The 15,445-nt window shown below is 64.9% G+C and carries 16 protein-coding genes; 4 read left to right on the top strand and 12 right to left on the bottom strand.

The window, feature by feature from the left end:
• Positions 1–34: 34 nt before the first annotated feature.
• The 4 genes from RUH75_RS17715 to RUH75_RS17705 are packed head-to-tail and all read right to left on the bottom strand — an operon-like array spanning position 35 to position 3,685.
• Positions 35–1,456, bottom strand: coding sequence for an AMP-binding protein (locus RUH75_RS17715; protein WP_313808480.1), 1,422 nt, complete (start codon positions 1,454–1,456; stop codon positions 35–37).
• Complete coding sequence (locus RUH75_RS23715) at positions 1,453–1,551, bottom strand: glutathione S-transferase N-terminal domain-containing protein (protein WP_409592391.1); 99 nt, start codon at positions 1,549–1,551, stop codon at positions 1,453–1,455. The genes RUH75_RS17715 and RUH75_RS23715 overlap by 4 nt, the downstream gene beginning before the upstream one ends.
• Positions 1,548–2,450, bottom strand: coding sequence for an SDR family oxidoreductase (locus tag RUH75_RS17710; RefSeq protein WP_313808479.1), 903 nt, complete (start codon positions 2,448–2,450; stop codon positions 1,548–1,550). The genes RUH75_RS23715 and RUH75_RS17710 overlap by 4 nt, the downstream gene beginning before the upstream one ends.
• A 59-nt stretch (positions 2,451–2,509) precedes the next feature.
• Positions 2,510–3,685 carry a DUF1214 domain-containing protein gene (locus RUH75_RS17705; protein ID WP_313808478.1) on the bottom strand — a complete coding sequence of 392 codons (1,176 nt, stop codon included), beginning with the start codon at positions 3,683–3,685 and terminating at the stop codon, positions 2,510–2,512.
• Between the two features lie 169 nt (positions 3,686–3,854).
• On the opposite strand from RUH75_RS17705, the gene RUH75_RS17700 reads away from it, so the two are divergent.
• Positions 3,855–4,757: a LysR family transcriptional regulator gene (locus tag RUH75_RS17700; protein ID WP_313808477.1), complete on the top strand. Its 903-nt coding sequence runs from the start codon at positions 3,855–3,857 to the stop codon at positions 4,755–4,757.
• 9 nt (positions 4,758–4,766) lie between these two features.
• On the opposite strand, the gene RUH75_RS17695 is transcribed toward RUH75_RS17700, so the two are convergent.
• The 7 genes from RUH75_RS17695 to RUH75_RS17665 all read right to left on the bottom strand — a co-directional run bounded on the left by RUH75_RS17695 (position 4,767) and on the right by RUH75_RS17665 (position 11,931).
• On the bottom strand, positions 4,767–5,927 hold the full coding sequence (locus tag RUH75_RS17695) for a thiolase (protein ID WP_313808476.1): 1,161 nt from the start codon (positions 5,925–5,927) through the stop codon (positions 4,767–4,769).
• Complete coding sequence (locus tag RUH75_RS17690; protein ID WP_409592390.1) at positions 5,924–6,292, bottom strand: Zn-ribbon domain-containing OB-fold protein; 369 nt, start codon at positions 6,290–6,292, stop codon at positions 5,924–5,926. Before RUH75_RS17690 ends, RUH75_RS17695 begins: the two co-directional genes overlap by 4 nt.
• Entirely contained in the window at positions 6,289–7,059 is a 771-nt protein-coding gene (locus RUH75_RS17685; RefSeq protein WP_313808475.1) for an enoyl-CoA hydratase-related protein, read from the bottom strand. Before RUH75_RS17685 ends, RUH75_RS17690 begins: the two co-directional genes overlap by 4 nt.
• 170 nt (positions 7,060–7,229) lie before the next feature.
• Positions 7,230–7,913 carry an SDR family NAD(P)-dependent oxidoreductase gene (locus tag RUH75_RS17680; protein ID WP_313808474.1) on the bottom strand — a complete coding sequence of 228 codons (684 nt, stop codon included), beginning with the start codon at positions 7,911–7,913 and terminating at the stop codon, positions 7,230–7,232.
• Between the two features lie 65 nt (positions 7,914–7,978).
• Complete coding sequence (locus RUH75_RS17675) at positions 7,979–8,539, bottom strand: nuclear transport factor 2 family protein (RefSeq protein WP_313808473.1); 561 nt, start codon at positions 8,537–8,539, stop codon at positions 7,979–7,981.
• A gap of 83 nt (positions 8,540–8,622) precedes the next feature.
• Positions 8,623–10,380: an N-acyl-D-amino-acid deacylase family protein gene (locus tag RUH75_RS17670; RefSeq protein WP_313808472.1), complete on the bottom strand. Its 1,758-nt coding sequence runs from the start codon at positions 10,378–10,380 to the stop codon at positions 8,623–8,625.
• Between the two features lie 231 nt (positions 10,381–10,611).
• Positions 10,612–11,931, bottom strand: coding sequence for an MFS transporter (locus tag RUH75_RS17665; RefSeq protein WP_313808471.1), 1,320 nt, complete (start codon positions 11,929–11,931; stop codon positions 10,612–10,614).
• 280 nt (positions 11,932–12,211) lie between these two features.
• Here RUH75_RS17665 and RUH75_RS17660 point away from each other — a divergent pair, with 280 nt between their 5' ends.
• From RUH75_RS17660 to RUH75_RS17650, 3 genes are all read left to right on the top strand, one after another.
• Entirely contained in the window at positions 12,212–13,114 is a 903-nt protein-coding gene (locus tag RUH75_RS17660; protein ID WP_313808470.1) for an SMP-30/gluconolactonase/LRE family protein, read from the top strand.
• Positions 13,115–13,233: 119 nt separating this feature from the next.
• Entirely contained in the window at positions 13,234–13,854 is a 621-nt protein-coding gene (locus tag RUH75_RS17655; protein WP_313808469.1) for a TetR/AcrR family transcriptional regulator, read from the top strand.
• Positions 13,851–14,753: an NADP-dependent oxidoreductase gene (locus RUH75_RS17650; RefSeq protein ID WP_313808468.1), complete on the top strand. Its 903-nt coding sequence runs from the start codon at positions 13,851–13,853 to the stop codon at positions 14,751–14,753. Before RUH75_RS17655 ends, RUH75_RS17650 begins: the two co-directional genes overlap by 4 nt.
• A gap of 18 nt (positions 14,754–14,771) precedes the next feature.
• On the opposite strand, the gene RUH75_RS17645 is transcribed toward RUH75_RS17650, so the two are convergent.
• Positions 14,772–15,410, bottom strand: a complete 639-nt coding sequence (locus tag RUH75_RS17645) for a TetR/AcrR family transcriptional regulator (protein ID WP_313808467.1) — start codon at positions 15,408–15,410, stop codon at positions 14,772–14,774.
• Positions 15,411–15,445 lie beyond the last annotated feature (35 nt).

Raw genomic sequence — 15,445 nt, 5'->3', positions numbered from 1 at the left:
CTCAGGAAGCCTGAATCACATCGCGTCGATCACATCAATGGGTCCTGACCCTAAGTCCTGACAGCCTTTCCCCGACGCGTCGGAGAAATGCGACCGGGTCTGGTGGCGGCGTGGCCTGTGCCAGTTCGACGATGGCGTGGACGCGATTGCCAAGGTCCGCGTCCGGCAGGCCGATGACCGCGCAGCACAGGACTTCGGGCAGGGCCTCGACCGCCGCCTCGATCTCCGCCGGATAGATATTCACGCCGCCGACCAGGATCATGTCGGTCCGCCGATCCGCGATGTAGAGATAGCCGTCGCGATCAAGCCATCCCATGTCGCCGAAACTGTCCGTATCCGCGACGATGCGGTAGTCGGACCCGATATAGGCATAGCCGGTGCGGACGCCGCTGGTCTTGCGGAAACGGATTTCGCCGATCTCGCCCTGCGGCAGCGGCCGGCCTTGCTCGTCGGTGATCAGGATTTCCTCGTCAGGGCGGGCGCGACCGACCGATTGGGGATGCGCCAGCCACTCCGCGCCGCCGATGGTGGTGCCGCCGATGCGTTCCGTGCCGCCATAGACTTCCCAGACATGGTCGGCGCCGATCCGGTCGATCCACCAGCGCTTGACATTCATGGGGCAGGGCGCCGCCATGTGGAGCAGCGTCTCGATCGAGGAAAGGTCGGCAGAGGCGGTTTCCTGCGCGGGCAGCTTGGCGATCCGCGTCATCATCGTTGGCACCATATAGGCATAGTCGACCCGATGCCGCTCCACCAGTTCGAGCCAGAATTGCGGGTCGAACCGCTCCATGCAGACGATATGCGTGCCCTGCGCCAGCGCCATGGCAGTCGTGTTGAACGGCGCGCTATGGTAAAGCGGCCCCGGATTGAGCAGGGTCAGGCGTGGCCCGCGGCGGCACCCTTCCTTGTCCGGACCCCAGACCGAAGGCAGCGGATCGACGATCAGCTTGGGCCGACCGGTGCTGCCGCCGCTATTGGCGATTTTGCCCGGTTGCGCGATGGCGGCCGGCAGGGGGGCATCGGACAGGGCGGGGTCGAGCGGCGCGTCGATGTCGTGCAGTCTTGCCGCGCCGGCCGGCAGGGACCGTGGGCCGATCACATGCGCGGCATCGGACAGTTCCACGATGGTCTGGAATTCCGCTTCCGTCAGGCGCTCCGATACCGGGCAGGGGGCGGCGCCGATCTTCCACAGCGCAAAGGCGCATTGCAGATATTCGACCCGGTTCGGCATGGACAGGATGACCCGGTCACCGGGCTGCACCCCTCTTGCGGACAGGTCATGGGCGCGCTGGTTTGCCAGCGCCTCGAACCGGGCGAAGCTGTAGGTCTTGCCCGCTATCGTCATGGCCGGGCGATCCGGCGTCGAGTGCGCCTGCGCGGTCAGCGCCATGCCAAGCGGCGTGCCCGCATGGGGCTGGCCCGTCGCTGCATCGATCCAGTGGTCGACGTCCATCATCCTGCCTGCCGCATTTCGCAATCGATGCCCTTGAGGCGCGGTGCAAGCCGCATGCGGGCGGCATAGGGTGACAGCGTGACGGCGTAGAGGATCACGCCTGATCTCCTTCCCGATAGAGACGCGACAGGGTGCCCGCCAGGGGAGTCGGCACGAAACCGTCGCCGAAGGGCCAGTCGAGGAAACCTGCCGCCGCCATCGTGCCGCCATCGACATGCAGCGTTATGCCGGACACGAAAGTGGACAGATCCGACCCTAGGAAAAGTATGGCGTCGGCCAGGGCGTCGACCGGCGGTTGTTCGCGCCGGGGGATGTACATGTCCATGCCCTTGCCCCGCACATGGGGTGGCAGCCGGGCGAAACCTTCAGCGAAGGACGGGGGCATCGCGGCCATATTGCCATGGCTGGGCGTGGTATCGGGGGCGAGGCAGTTCACGCGAATCCGGTCCTTGCCCAGTTCGACTGCCATGGCGCGGCTGAAATTGGCCGTTGCCGCCTTGGCCCCTGCATAGACGGAGAAGCTGGCGGCGCCCCGATGCGCCTCGATCGTGGTGAAGTTGATGATGCTGCCGCCATCGCCGGACCTTTTGATCAACGGGATCGCACGTTGCACCGATTGAACGACATAGCCGTAATTGCGGTGGATATCGCGGGCGATGTCGGCGCGGCTGGCGTCGGCCAGCATCTGCCGCTTCGTGCCGCCGGCCACATTGACAAGGATATCGAGCCGGGGAAAATCGCGTCCGACCGCATCGTAAAAGGCGTCGAGAGCGGCTTCGTCGGTCGCATCGGCAGTCATGGCGGTGACCCTGCGGTCCTTGGCCCCGATGATGTCCGCCGTTTCCGCAAGCGCAGCCGCGTCAATGTCGCAGATCGCGAGATCGACGCCCGCGCCTGCCAGCGCCAGCGAGATGCCCGCGCCGATCCCGCCGCCGCCGCCTATGATCGCCGCGACCTTGCCCGACAGATTGGCGCGCCCATCCAGAAAACCGCTCATGCCATTTCCTTCCCTTTGTCTCCATCGTTGTGGTCTTGCATGCAATGCGACAGTGCCGCCTACCATTTGCGGCGGAGTTGCGATCCGATCCGGCGCCTGCGCAGGGCTTCGGCGCGACCCTGCGCATCGATCCGCACGCTATGTTCGGGCAGGTGCCGGTCCAGCTCCGCGAACCTGACTTTGGTGATCGACGGCGTCGGCTGGCTGGAGCAGCGATACCAGCGGCCGATCATCATGCCATGATTGTTGCCGCCGGTGTCCAGCCAGTTGGCAATGCCCGGATCGTTGTGGGACAGCACGGCGCGGAACCGGCCGTCCGGGTCGACGGCAGCCTGAAGGCCGTTGAGGCTCGACTGGCGGTACACATATTCGACCTGGTTCCACAGCGTGTCGATGACCTGGACGTTCCAATAGGGGCGCTGGTCCGGCAGTTCGCTTTCAATGATGAGCGCTTCGTCGTCGGCAATGTCGAACACGGCTTCGAAATAGGCCTGGGGCCAGTCCTGGCTGTTGCCCAGTTCCTGAAAGCTGTTGAGGTTGAACCGGTTGACGAAGCCCCGTTCGGCGCAGCGCTGAACCGCGCCGATCGAAATGCCCGACAGGTTGCGCATATAGCCGGCGAAGAGATGGGTGAGCTTTGCGTCGATTTCCTCGCTGGTGAGAGGCGGCCGGATGGGAGAGGCGACATCGACCCGCTCTATGGCCAGGCGGACATCGCGCTCATTCCCCCAGTCATAGGAAAATTGGCGGACCAGGATGAAGTCGGTTTCCGGCGGCATGGGCAACCAGTTGCCCTGATGGCCATCTGGCCGCTCCGTGCTGAAGATCACCTCGAACCGGCCGTCGGCATCCAGCGCAAGATCGTCGATGTCGAAATTGCCCAGCCCCTTGCCCGGCATGGGGTCCATGCCGATGATGCGGCTGCCCAGGGCAAAACCGGTGACGGGCGCATTGCCGCGCTCGCCCGTTACCCGATAGGTGCCGCGCCCGTCGACCGGAGCGTAATAATAGACGGCATCCGGATTGGGCTGCGCCAGGAAGACGCTGTTTTCGAACGGCGCGAATTCGGGATGATCGGGGGTGGATTGGAACAGCAGGAAATAGCCTTGCGACAGGTTCATCGCGAATTGCTTCCAAAGCTGGGCCTTCAGCCGTTCGTCATCGGGGAAGGGGGTGCGTTCCAGCAACTGTTCCGCGCCCTTCAGAAGGTCCGCATAATCGGGCCAATCCTTCATGCCTGTTCTCCCCGTGATTTCGGCAATTCTGGGGTGCCGCCCATGGGATGAACAGGGACGGCGCGATCCTGCGGCCGATGCATCGCATCCATGATGAACGCGCATTCTCCGCTCCCTTCGGCCCGCTCTCTGTTAGATAGGAGGCAGAGCAGAGAGGGCAGGGAAGGGCATGGACCGCCTGACAGCGATGGAAGCTTTTGTCGCCGTGGCCGAGGCGGGGTCGTTCACGCGCGCCGCGCTCAGGATGCGCATTTCGACGCCGATGATCACCCTGCATGTGCGGCGGCTGGAGGAGCATCTGGCAGTGCGGCTCTTCAACCGTTCCACCCGGCGCGTCGACCTGACGGAGGAGGGGCGGCAGTTCCTTTCCTATGCCCGCGCCACGCTCGATGCCTATGCGACTGCGGAACTGGCGATGCGGCCCGGCAGCGGCGTGGCCGGACGCGTGCGGGTGGATGCGCCGGCTTCCATGGGCCATGCCTTCATCGTGCCGGCACTGGCGGAGTTCCATCACCTTCATCCGGGCATCATCCTCGACCTCAGCCTGGGTGATCGGGGCACGTTCTTCCGGGTGGACGGGTTCGATCTGGTGCTGCGGACAGGAGAGGCGCAACCCGGCGGATGGAAGACGGAGACATTGGGTTCGACCCGGCTGATCTGCGTCGCGTCGCCGGACTATCTCGATCGACATGGCGTGCCATCGGGGCCGGACGATCTCGCCCAGCACCGCTGCATTCTCTATGCCAGCGTGGAAATGCCCGGCGGCAGTCCGTGGACGCTGCTCAATCAGGGGCGGAAAGTCCGTGTCCGGCCGCCGGCGGCCTTCACGTTCAACGATGGAGCGGCGATCCTCGCGGCGGCGCGGGAGGGGCTGGGTATCGGGCAGACGCTGGAAATGCTGGCGCAGGAAGACATACGGGCAGGGCGGCTGGTCCCGTTGCTGCCCGATATGTGCCAGTCCAGACTGTCGGTCGTGCTGATGGGCGCGCCCGACCGCATCGCCCTGCCCCATGTGCAGGCGGCGCTGACCTTCCTGACCGACCATATCGGGTGGAGGCTCGATCCCGCCTGACGCGGCGGATCAGATCACCGCATCGACACCCAGAATCACCGTTGCCTCGCTCGACAGCACGCCGCCATTGCCATGGGCGATCGCGAGTTGAGCGTTGCGGACCTGCCGTTCGCCGGCTTCGCCGCGCAACTGCCGGCTTGCCTCGACCAGCAGGAAAAGCCCGTACATGCCCGGATGCACGCAACTGAGGCCCCCGCCATTGGTGTTGAGCGCAAACCCGCCGCCGGGCGCGATATGCCCGCCCGACACGAAGCGGCCGCCTTCGCCCTTGGGACAGAAGCCCAGATCCTCCAGGAACAGGATCGGCGTGATGGTGAAGGCGTCATAGAGCATCGCCACGTTAATATCGGCCGGTGTGACCCCTGCCTGCGCGAAGGCCTGCGGGCCGGAAATGGCAGCGCCCGTGACGGTGAGGTCGGGCATGGAACTGATTTCGCGATGGGTCACGGCATGGGCGGCGCCCAGCACGTGCACGGGTGCCTTGGCGCAGTCCTTCGCCCGATCGGCGCGGACCATCACCACGGCGGCGGCGCCGTCGTTGAACAGGCAGCAATCGCGCGCGGTCAGGGGGTCCGACACCATGCGCGCGTTCAGCACATCCTCCACCGTCAGCGGATCGCGCATGGCGGCTTCGGGGTTGAGCTGCGCCCATTGGCGCGCGGCCACGGCGACTTCGGCCAGCTGCTCGCGCGTCGTGCCGTACAGATGCATGTGGCGGCTGGCGGCCAACGCATAGGAGGACAGGGGCGCCAGCGGCCTGTAGGGCGCTTCCCATGGACTTTGCCGGGTCATGCCGACGCCCGGCGGCGGATTGCTGGCCGGATTGGAGCCATAGGCGATCAGCGCACAGTCGATCAGTCCCGCCTCCAGCGCGAGCGCCGCCTGCTGGACATAGACTTCGAAGGCCGATCCACCGGTGCGGTTGCAGTCCGTGATTTTGGGCGTGATGCCCAGATATTCGGCCAGCTCCATGCCGCCCAGCGCTTCATAGGGGGCAGAGGTATAGAGCGCGTCCACCTCGGAAAGGGCGATGCCCGCATCCTCCAGCGCCAGCAGCGCGGCCTTCGCCGCCATGTCGACGGCCGAAATGCCGGGGCATTTGCCGATGCCGAATGTGGCGGCGCCGACAATCGCGGTGCGACCGCGCGGAAAACCGTTGATCATGGTCATGCGGGCGCAAAGACGAGCAACGGCTTGTCCCCTTCCTGGATGATATGGGCCCGGACGGCCATGCCGATCTTCACGTCATCGACCGCTATGCCGTCGACCCGGCTCATCAGGCGCGGTCCTTCGGCCAGGTCGATCAGCACGACGTTATAGCTGTCCGCCGGGTCCTTCTTGCGGACGATGGTGACGGCATGGACAGTGCCCAATCCGGATGCCTCGACCCATTCGAGGTCCTGTGCCCCCGTGCCGGGCTCGGCTACGCGCGGATAGAAGACATGGCCGCCGGTCGAACGGCTGCGCTGGATCATGAAGCGCCCTTCGGCCAGATGGGCGCGCCATTCCGCTTCCGGCTGGATCATGAGGGTCATTCCCCCCTGAATTCAGGCTTGCGCTTCTCGCGGAAAGCCTTGAGCCCTTCCTCATGATCTTCGGTGCGGCTGGCGATCGGCTGCATCGTCGCCTCCATGTCGAGATATTGGTCGAAGCCGTTGTTCCAGGCGAGATCGAACTGGCGCTTGGCAAGGCCCATGGCGACGGTCGGCCCGGCGGCAAAGCTGCGCGCCAGTTCCATCGCGCGGTCCATCAGGGCATCGTCGGCGACCTTCTCATAGACCAGACCCATCGCCACGGCTTCGTCGGCGCGGACGATGCGGCCGGAATAGACCAGTTCCTTGGCCTTCTGCACGCCCATCAGCTGGCGCAGATGCCAGACAAGGCCGCCATCGGGCGCCAGCGCGATATTGCGGAAGATCGCGGCAAACTTCGCCTTTTCCGCTGCCAGCACGATGTCGCAGGCCAATGCATAGGAAAAGCCGACGCCGACGCAAATCCCCGGCACGGCGGCGATGGTCGGCTTCTTGAGCGAATATATGGCGCGGGCGATGCGGTTCAGCGTGTGCATGCGGTCCATCGATCCGGTGACGCCGCCCCGGCCCATGCCGCCTACATCCATGCCGGAGCAGAAATCGCCGCCAGCGCCGGTCAGGACCACCGATCGTATGTCATGATCGAGCGCGATTTCCTCGAGCGCGCCGTACAGCTGGCCGCGCATTTCCTGGGTAATGGCGTTCTTGGTCTGCGGGCGGTCGAGGGTGACGATGGCGACCGGGCCTTGCCTGTCGACGGTGATGGTCATGATGGGCTCCCTGCGACGAAATATGTTCTGCTTTGTTGGGGTCGCTCCCGATGGTCAAGTCGCTGCCCGCTTGGGTGCGGGAAAGCATCAAAGACGTGATGAGGCTGGCAAGGGAGGGGGCGTGGAAGGCGCCCCCGATCCGCCAGCCGCCCTTCGCCAGTCGCCCTTTGTCAGCCGCCCTTCGTTACCGGGACCAGGGCGCCCGTGATCGCACGCGCGGCTGGCGAGGCCAGGAACAGGATGACATCGGCAATCGCGGCGGGCTGCACCCACTGGGAAAAATCGGCGTCGGGCATATCCGCCCGGTTGGTGGGGGTGTCGATGATGCTGGGCAGGATCGCGTTTACCGTGATGTCCTTGCCCGCAAGTTCGGCGGCAAGGCTTTCGGTCAGCTTGTGCACCGCGCTTTTCGAGGCGGCATAGCCCCCCATGCCGGCGGCCGCGACGACGGCGCCGCCCGCGCCGATATTGACGATCCGCGCGCCAGCCGCCTTTTTGAGTTCGGGCAGGGCGGCCTTCGTCATGTTGACGCAGGTGACGGCGTTCATCGCGAACATGCGTTGCCATGTCGCGCTGCCGCCATCGGCCAGTGTTTCCCAGATAAAGCCGCCCGCCACATTCACCAATATGTCGACGGAACCGCTGGCGGCGGCGATATCGGCCACCGTCTTTTGCGCGGCGGCGAAGTCGGTCAGGTCAACCCCACCGATGTCCAGTCCGCCGGGCAGGCTGTCATGGGCGGCTTGCGCATAATCGACGCGGACGACCTTGTCGCCATTGGCGGCGAAGGCCGCGGCCACGGCGCTCCCCAAAATGCCGAATCCTCCGGTAACGACAACAGTGCGCGAAGCCATGCAATAATCCTTTCAATCCTTTGATGGGCCTGAGTATCATGATCGTCCGATGGCGAACCGGACGATCACGCCACGGGCCGATCCTTCAAGAGCGGGCGCACATAGGAAATGTCGCCCTTGTCACGCCGGTTGGGGCCGGTCCTGGAGATCAGCGTCTTCCACTCGTCCGCTATGGTGGCGGCTGTCAATGTCGCGGTCAATTCGTTCACGCATACGCGATGGGCGATGCGCCATTCGCCCTCGCGCTTTTCATAGCGGTCGACATAGCGGCCGAAGCTCAGTTGCGGCGGCCCTTCCCTGTTCTCCCCCCAGAAGATGTAATAGGTTTCGCCATGCGCGCTATCGCCGTCCAGCTCGACCGAGTGGTTGGTGATCGCATGGTGATGCATGGTCTGATATTCGGCATGCCAGCCGATCGCCCAATCGACGAAATCGGCCGCATAGCCTTCAGCCACGCCATGTTCGTCATAGGCATCGGGCCAATAGGCCGACAGCATCAACTCCCGGTCATGGCGGTCGACGCCACGGGTATAGCGCAGCAGGCAGGCCTGGATATCGGCCCGGTCCTTCTGTTCCTTCACAAAGGCAATGAGTTCGGGGGTCAGTTGCAGGGCATCCGCAGTCATCATGAATTCCCGGCCTGTGATTGGATGGGTCTCGCGTCGGGAAGTGACCGGCGCTGGGCGCGATCACTCCCCGCTTGGCGATCTCAGGCCGGTTCCAGGGCCTGCTGTCCCGCGACCCGGGGCGCCTCCCGGCCGCCGCGCACCAGCCGGCCCGGCAGCGCGCCGGTCGAACGGCCCTGCCGATAGGTGATGGTGCCGCTGACGATGGTGGCTTCATAGCCGTCCGCCCGCTGCGTCAGGCGGCGGCCGCCGGTCGGCAGGTCATAGGTGATGTTCGGGGCGTAAAGGTGCAGCCGCTCCAGATCGATGACGTTGAGGTCCGCCTTATAACCGGGCCGGACGAGCCCGCGATCCTTCAGGCCCACGGCGAAGGCCGGTTCGAACGTCAGCTTGCGGATGGCGTAGGGCAGATCGATCTTGCGGTCTGCCTGCGCGTCGCGGACCCAATAGGTCAGGAAATAGGTGGTATAGGCCGCGTCGCAGATCATGCTGTAATGCGCGCCGCCGTCGCCCAGGGCCGGGAAGGTGCGGTCGTTCTTCACCAGGAAGCGGCCGGAGCTTTCGAACCGTTCCCCCTCCGAATTGCCAAGCGGGCGATACAGTACCTCATGGCCATCGCGCTGGAGCAGCGCGTCATAGATAAGCTCCTTGGGATCGACGCCCATGGCGCGCGCGCGGGCGGCAATGCTTTCCTGCGGATGGGGGTTGTAGTTCGGCGGATTGCCCAGCACGAACAGCGCATCCAGGTCGGAAATGACATAGACGAAAAATGCCATCGGATCGGACGGGGCTTCCGAAATCAGCCGCTTGCGGAATTCCGGATCGCGCATCCGCGCCACCTTTTCCTCCAGCGGAAGATGCTCGATCTCCCTGAAGCTGGGATTGAAGGAAAAGGGGTGCATCGACAGTTCAAGGCCCAACAGCGCGCCGGTCGGGCGCGGGATGATCTGTCCGCGAAGGTCCAGCCCCTCCTCTTTCGCCGTTTCGAGGCCGCGCAGCATTTCCTGCCAGTCCTCCGTGCCCCGGGGCGACTGCATGAAGGTGAAGGATACCGGGCGGCCCGATGTGCGGGCGATGTTCTTCAGCAGATCCATGCGCTCGGTTGCCGTCACGTCATAGCTCGGCACCATCTGGAACACGCCCTTGCCGGCGTCGCGCAGCCCCTCTGCCAGCGTCAGCACTTCCTGATCCTCGGTATTGACCGAGGGGGCGGGCCGGCCGTCGCGGAACTGATGCGCGTAGCTGCGCGAGGTGGTGACGCCAAGCGCGCCCGCCTCGATCGCTTCCCTGGTCAGGCGGCGCATTTCCGCGAGATCGGCTTCCGTCGGTGGCTCCAGGCTGGCCCCGCGTTCGCCCATCACATAGACGCGCAGCGGGCTGTGCGGCAGCTGTGCGGCGAAGTCGATATCGCTTTCACGCTTTTCGATGGCGTCCAGATAGTCGGGGAAGCTTTCCCAGTTGAACGGCACGCCGTCGGCCATCACGACTTCGGGAATATCCTCCACCCCTTCCATCAGCTTGATCATCAACTGCTGGTCGCCGGCGCGGACGGGTGCGAATCCGACGCCGCAATTGCCCATCACCACCGTCGTCACGCCATGGTCCGATGACGGCGCCAGCCGGTTTTCCCAAGTGATCTGGCCGTCATAATGGGTATGCACGTCGACGAAGCCGGGCGTCACCATGCGGCCGTTCGCATCGATTTCCTGGGTTGCCGTGCCGACCACCTCTCCAACGGCCGCGATCATGCCGTCCTTGACCGCGACATCGCCGACAAAGGGTTCGCCTCCGCTGCCGTCATAAACAGTGCCGCCCCGGATGATCAGATCAAATTCAGCCATCAGCTTTTCCTCTTGCTTGGGTCTGGCGCCGATGCTGGCGGGCTGGCGGAGACGTGCACGCCATGGCATCCGTCCGACGACGCGGCCCGGCAGCCTTCGTTCCGCAAACCGCAGCTTTGCAACTTCAGCGATAGCGCAAAATGGCGCAAAGGCCGGATCAGGCCAAGGGATCGGCGCGGCAGGCGGGGGACAATTCAGATAAGCGATGAATCTTCCGCTTGCCTTCCCCGATCAGTGATGCCCGACCGACTCGTCCACCGGTGGATAGCGGCCCAGCAACAGATAGACGCAGCCCGCCGTCAGGAAACAGGCCGCGATCACCATCAGCGCGGCGTCATAATTGCCGAACCGGTCGAACACGATGCCCAGCATCGATGCACCCAGCGCGCCGGAGAAGGCGATGAAGAAGACCGCCATGCCATAAAGGGTGGAAAAGGACCGCACGCCGAAATAGCGCGCGACCAGATAGGCGACGATGTCGATTTCCGCGCCAAGGCCCAGGCCGACCAGCATGATGGCGACCGCGGCCAGCGGACCGTCGATTTGCCCATGCCACGCCAGCAGGCATGTGCCGGCCGCCGACCCGCAGGCGAAGAGGAAGGCGATGGCGGGCGCCCAGAAACGGTCGACCAGACTGCCCGTCACCAGCGCGCCGATGAAGCTGGCGATGCCGGCCATGCCGACCAGACCCGCTGCCGCGCCTGCCTCGATGCCCTTGCTGATGAGCAATGGCTGGAGCTGACTCATGATCGCGGTAGCGGGGGCATAGCCAAGACCCGCGCCCAGACAGAGAAACCAGACGCGGCGGTTGCGCAGCAGGTGCAGCCATTTGGGCAGGTCCGCATCGGCATGGACCTGTTCGGCGCCGGTCATCGTGCGCGAATGGCCGATCCAGAAATAGACGGCGGGCAGCGCGACCAGAAGGACCAGCAGGGCTTCGGCCAGATAACCCGCGCGCCAGCCGAAGCGGGCGATGATCGCGAACAGCACCGTCGGCAACGCGGCGCTGGCCAGGGCCAGGCCGCTGCGCGCCATGGCCAGGGAAAGGCCGCGCGAACGCACGAAGGACTGGCTGATGACGCGCGAGCAGGTAAGGCCGCTCGCCGACAGGCCGATGACGCCCGCCAGCACGTTCAGCGCATAGAACATAGCCAGTGAGCCGTTCATCGCCGCAAGGGCGGCATAGATCATCGATGACAGGACCATTCCGCCCAACATGATCCGCCGCGATCCCAGCCGGTCGACCAGACGTCCGATGAAGGGTGCGACCACCGCGATCACCAGCGATCCATAATAGGCGAAGGAAATCTCGCTGCGCGACCAGCCAAATGCATTCTGCAGGGGCAGGACGAACAGGCTGGACAGCGCCTGATAGGCGCCATGCGACAGGCCGATCGCCAGAAAGGCCGCCAGGCCGACGCGCCAGTTCTGGCGCCATTCCTCCTTCGCGGAGCGCCAGGCAGGAGGGTTGCGCGTTGCAGCCGCCGCGCCATTCGTCAATCCGGCCGGCATGTCGATCACCTTTTCCGTCACCTTGGTCCTTTCCTCCATCGGCCGCGAAAGACGCCATGGGGCATGCAGCAGTCGCGCCTTTCCTTTTCTGTTCCGTGCGCGGTCCGGACCCGATGATCCCCTTGTTCCTGCCGGCGCCGGGCCTGACAAGCCTCGATCACCACGATCGCTACAAGCTTCACTGGTGTGATGGCGCCGCTGGCGATGGGCGCGGAAGGCACCCATGCTGGTAGCGGAGGAAATTTGCGTCCATATCGATGGCAAGGCGGCCGGCCCCGGCTGCAAAAGGGGGCAGCTCCGGCAAAAGTGGAGAGAGGATATGGAGACAATCGCTACCGGCCTGCTGATAGCGGAGGGACCTGTTGCACTGGCCGATGGGTCGGTGCTGGTGGTGGAGGTCGGCGGTGGCCGGTTGAATCGCGTCTGTCCGGATGGTTCGATGCAATTGGTGGCGGACCTTGGCGGGGGTCCAAACGGGGCTGCGATCGGACCGGACGGGGCGGTCTATATCTGCAATAATGGCGGTGGCTTCGACTGCATGATGCAGGATGGAGCGCTCCGGATCGCCTTCGCGCCGGATCGCTATGTCGGCGGGTCGATCCAGCGCGTGGATCTGGGAAACGGCACGGCGACGATTCTCTATGACAGTTGCGACGGCGATCCGTTGCTCGCGCCCAATGATCTGGTGTTCGATGCCTCGGGCGGCTTCTGGTTCACCGATCACGGCACCAGCACGGCCAGGGCCAAGAGCTATGGCGGGCTTTATCATGCGCGACCCGATGGCGGAGATATCCGCCGTCTGCGTCAGGGCTTGCTCTCGCCCAATGGCGTCGGCCTGTCGCCGGACGGACGATGGCTTTATTGGACGGATACGCTGAGCGCGCGGCTGTGGCGGGCCGAGATTCTCGCTCCCGGCGTGCTGATGGATTATGGCCGGGCGCCGGGAGAAGTGCTTGCTACGGCACCGGGCAATATCATGCTGGACAGCCTGGCGGTCGAAGCGGATGGCCGCATCTGCATTGGCATCATCGGGGGCGGCGGAATATGGGTGGTCGATCCGTCCGGTCGATGCGAAATCATGCCGATCGACGATTTCATGGTGACCAACCTTTGTTTCGGCGGCGCCGATGGACAGGATGTCGTGGTCACGGCCGCGGGTTCGGGACGGCTGCTACGGGGACGGTGGCCAAGGCCGGGCTTGCCACTGGCCTTCACGGCATGAACGAAGGCGAGTGCTGTCCGGTCGCCCCGCTTCCGAATGGCATCCGCCCTGACAAGAGAAACGGCAGGATAGAGACAGGAACAATGGACGCGCAGGAGAAAGCCGGGGGAGTGATGGTGATGTCTGTTGCTGCCCCGTCGACAAAAGCGGATGCCAGGATGCGCATTCTCGATGCGGCGGCCGGACTGTTCCGCCTGCACGGCCTGGCGGGCACGTCGATGGATGCCATCGCCGCATCCGCGCGCATGTCCAAACGCACCCTCTATGCCTGTTTCCCGGACAAGCACGCCATATTGGCAGCCGTGCTCGATCAGTTCATCGGGGAGCGCTATGCTGCGATCGAGCTGCTCTGCCGGGGATTGTCCGGGGACGATGCCATATTGCTGGCCATGGCGCAGGGGTTGAAGGACGCGGCGACGGACGATGATGCGCTGGCCATGAACCGGTTGCTCATAGCAGAGGCTGAAAGCCTGCCGGAACTGGCTCTGGCCGCTAACCGGCGCGGGCTGGAACAGGCGATCGCCCTCATGCGGGAGCCGTTCCGGAATCTGGGGGTCGACGATAGTGCGGGTGCGACGCGGCTGCTCTATGATCTGGTGGTGCTCGCGCCGATGCATCGGCGTCTGGTGGGCGCGGACGATCTGCATCTGGACGTGGGCCGGATCGTTCAGATCGTCCTTGCGGCCATGCGCCGCCCGGCATGCGCGTCCGATTTTCGAGGTCAGGGAGAGACAGGATGAGGGCGATCGTCATCAACCGCCATGGTGGTCCGGATGTGCTGGAAAGGGTGATGATGGACATGCCCGCTCCGCAGCCGGGCGAAACACTGGTGCGCGTGGCCGCCGTGGCCGTCAATCCGGCGGACTTCAAATGGCGGGCCGGGATGTTTCAGGCTTTCATGCCTGTCACCTTCCCCCATGTGCTGGGCTACGACATTGCGGGCGAAGTGGCAGGCGGCGCGGGCTTTTCGCCGGGCACCCGCGTGTTCGGCGCGCTCGATCCATTCCGCAAGGGCGGCTATGCCGAATATGTCGCCGTGCCTGCCGAATATCTGAGGGAAATTCCCGATGGTCTTGATTTTCCGGCCGCCGCGGCGATTCCGACGGCGGGTCTGACCGGCCTGCAACTGGTCGAGCGGGGTGTCGATCTGCAACCGGGCCAGCGCGTCCTCATCACGGGAGCCCTGGGCGCGGTCGGCCGTTTCGCGCTGCATTTCGCCAAAGCGCGGGGCGCGCATGTCGTCTGCGCCGTCCGCGCCGCGCATCGCGACGGGGTGATGGCGCTGGGTGCGGACGCGGTCCTCGCATTGGGTGAGGAGGACTGGCGCGGCGCGCCCTTCGATCATGTCATCGATACAGTGGGCGGCGAGGCGGTGGCCCGGCTCTGCGCGCATCTGAAGCCTGGCGGCCGGATCGCCACCGCGGCAACCACGCCGATCCCGGCGGAAGGCCTGCCCGCCAGCCCCGAATTCTTCGCCGTCAGGTCCTGCGGCAGCGATCTTGCGCGGCTGGGGCAAGCGGTCGCATCAGGCGCGATCAAGGTTCCGGTCGCGCAATTGATACCCCTGGATCAGGCGGCGGAAGCGCATCGTCTGGTCGAACGGGGCGGGCAGGGCGGCAAGGTCATCCTTATCCCCTGAAGAGGATGTCGTCGGGCATCATCGCCGCGCCTGAATCCCCTCCAGAAACAGAGTGGCGACCTGTCGCGACCAACTTTGTCGATAGCCATCATCGGCAAAATCGTCGGTCAGCAGGAAGCGCAGCCCGCCATTGGCCAGATTGATGAAATGGGCAGCCATCTGGGCCGGATCGTCCATCCGCGCGGCGCCCTCCGCCTTGAGCGCGGCCAGATAGCGGGTGAGCGGCGATATGGTATCGGCGATATGGTCGTGCAGGGCGTGAGCAAGTTCGGGAAACTGTTCCTTGGCGGCAATGGCCATGCGCAACAGGGCAATCCGGTCGGGCTGCGCCACCTCGCCGGTGATGCGGATGGCGAAATCGAACAGCACGTCCTGCGGCGGCCGTCCCCGCGTTTCGATATGGTCCAGATCGCTCCGCATGGAGGCAACGGAATGAAGGCCGACCGCGGCGAATAGCGACGCCTTGTTGCCGAAACGCGCATAGATGGTCGCCTTGCTCACCTGCGCGGCGGCGGCGATCATGTCGATGCTCGCGCCTTCATAGCCGTGCGTCCTGAAAATATCCGCCGCGATTGCGACCAGTTCCGCCCGGCGCAGCGGTGCGTCCGTGACCGTTGGTCGTCCCCTGCGCCTGATGCCTGAATTGCGGTTCTGCACGCTCTTGCTCCGATTTAATAAAAATATACGGTACA

Origin of the sequence: Sphingobium sp. (assembly GCF_032153725.1) — a bacterium.
Classification (GTDB): domain Bacteria; phylum Pseudomonadota; class Alphaproteobacteria; order Sphingomonadales; family Sphingomonadaceae; genus Sphingobium.
Note: the sequence above shows the minus strand (reverse complement) of the source record. Positions and strands in the feature narration are given on the sequence as shown.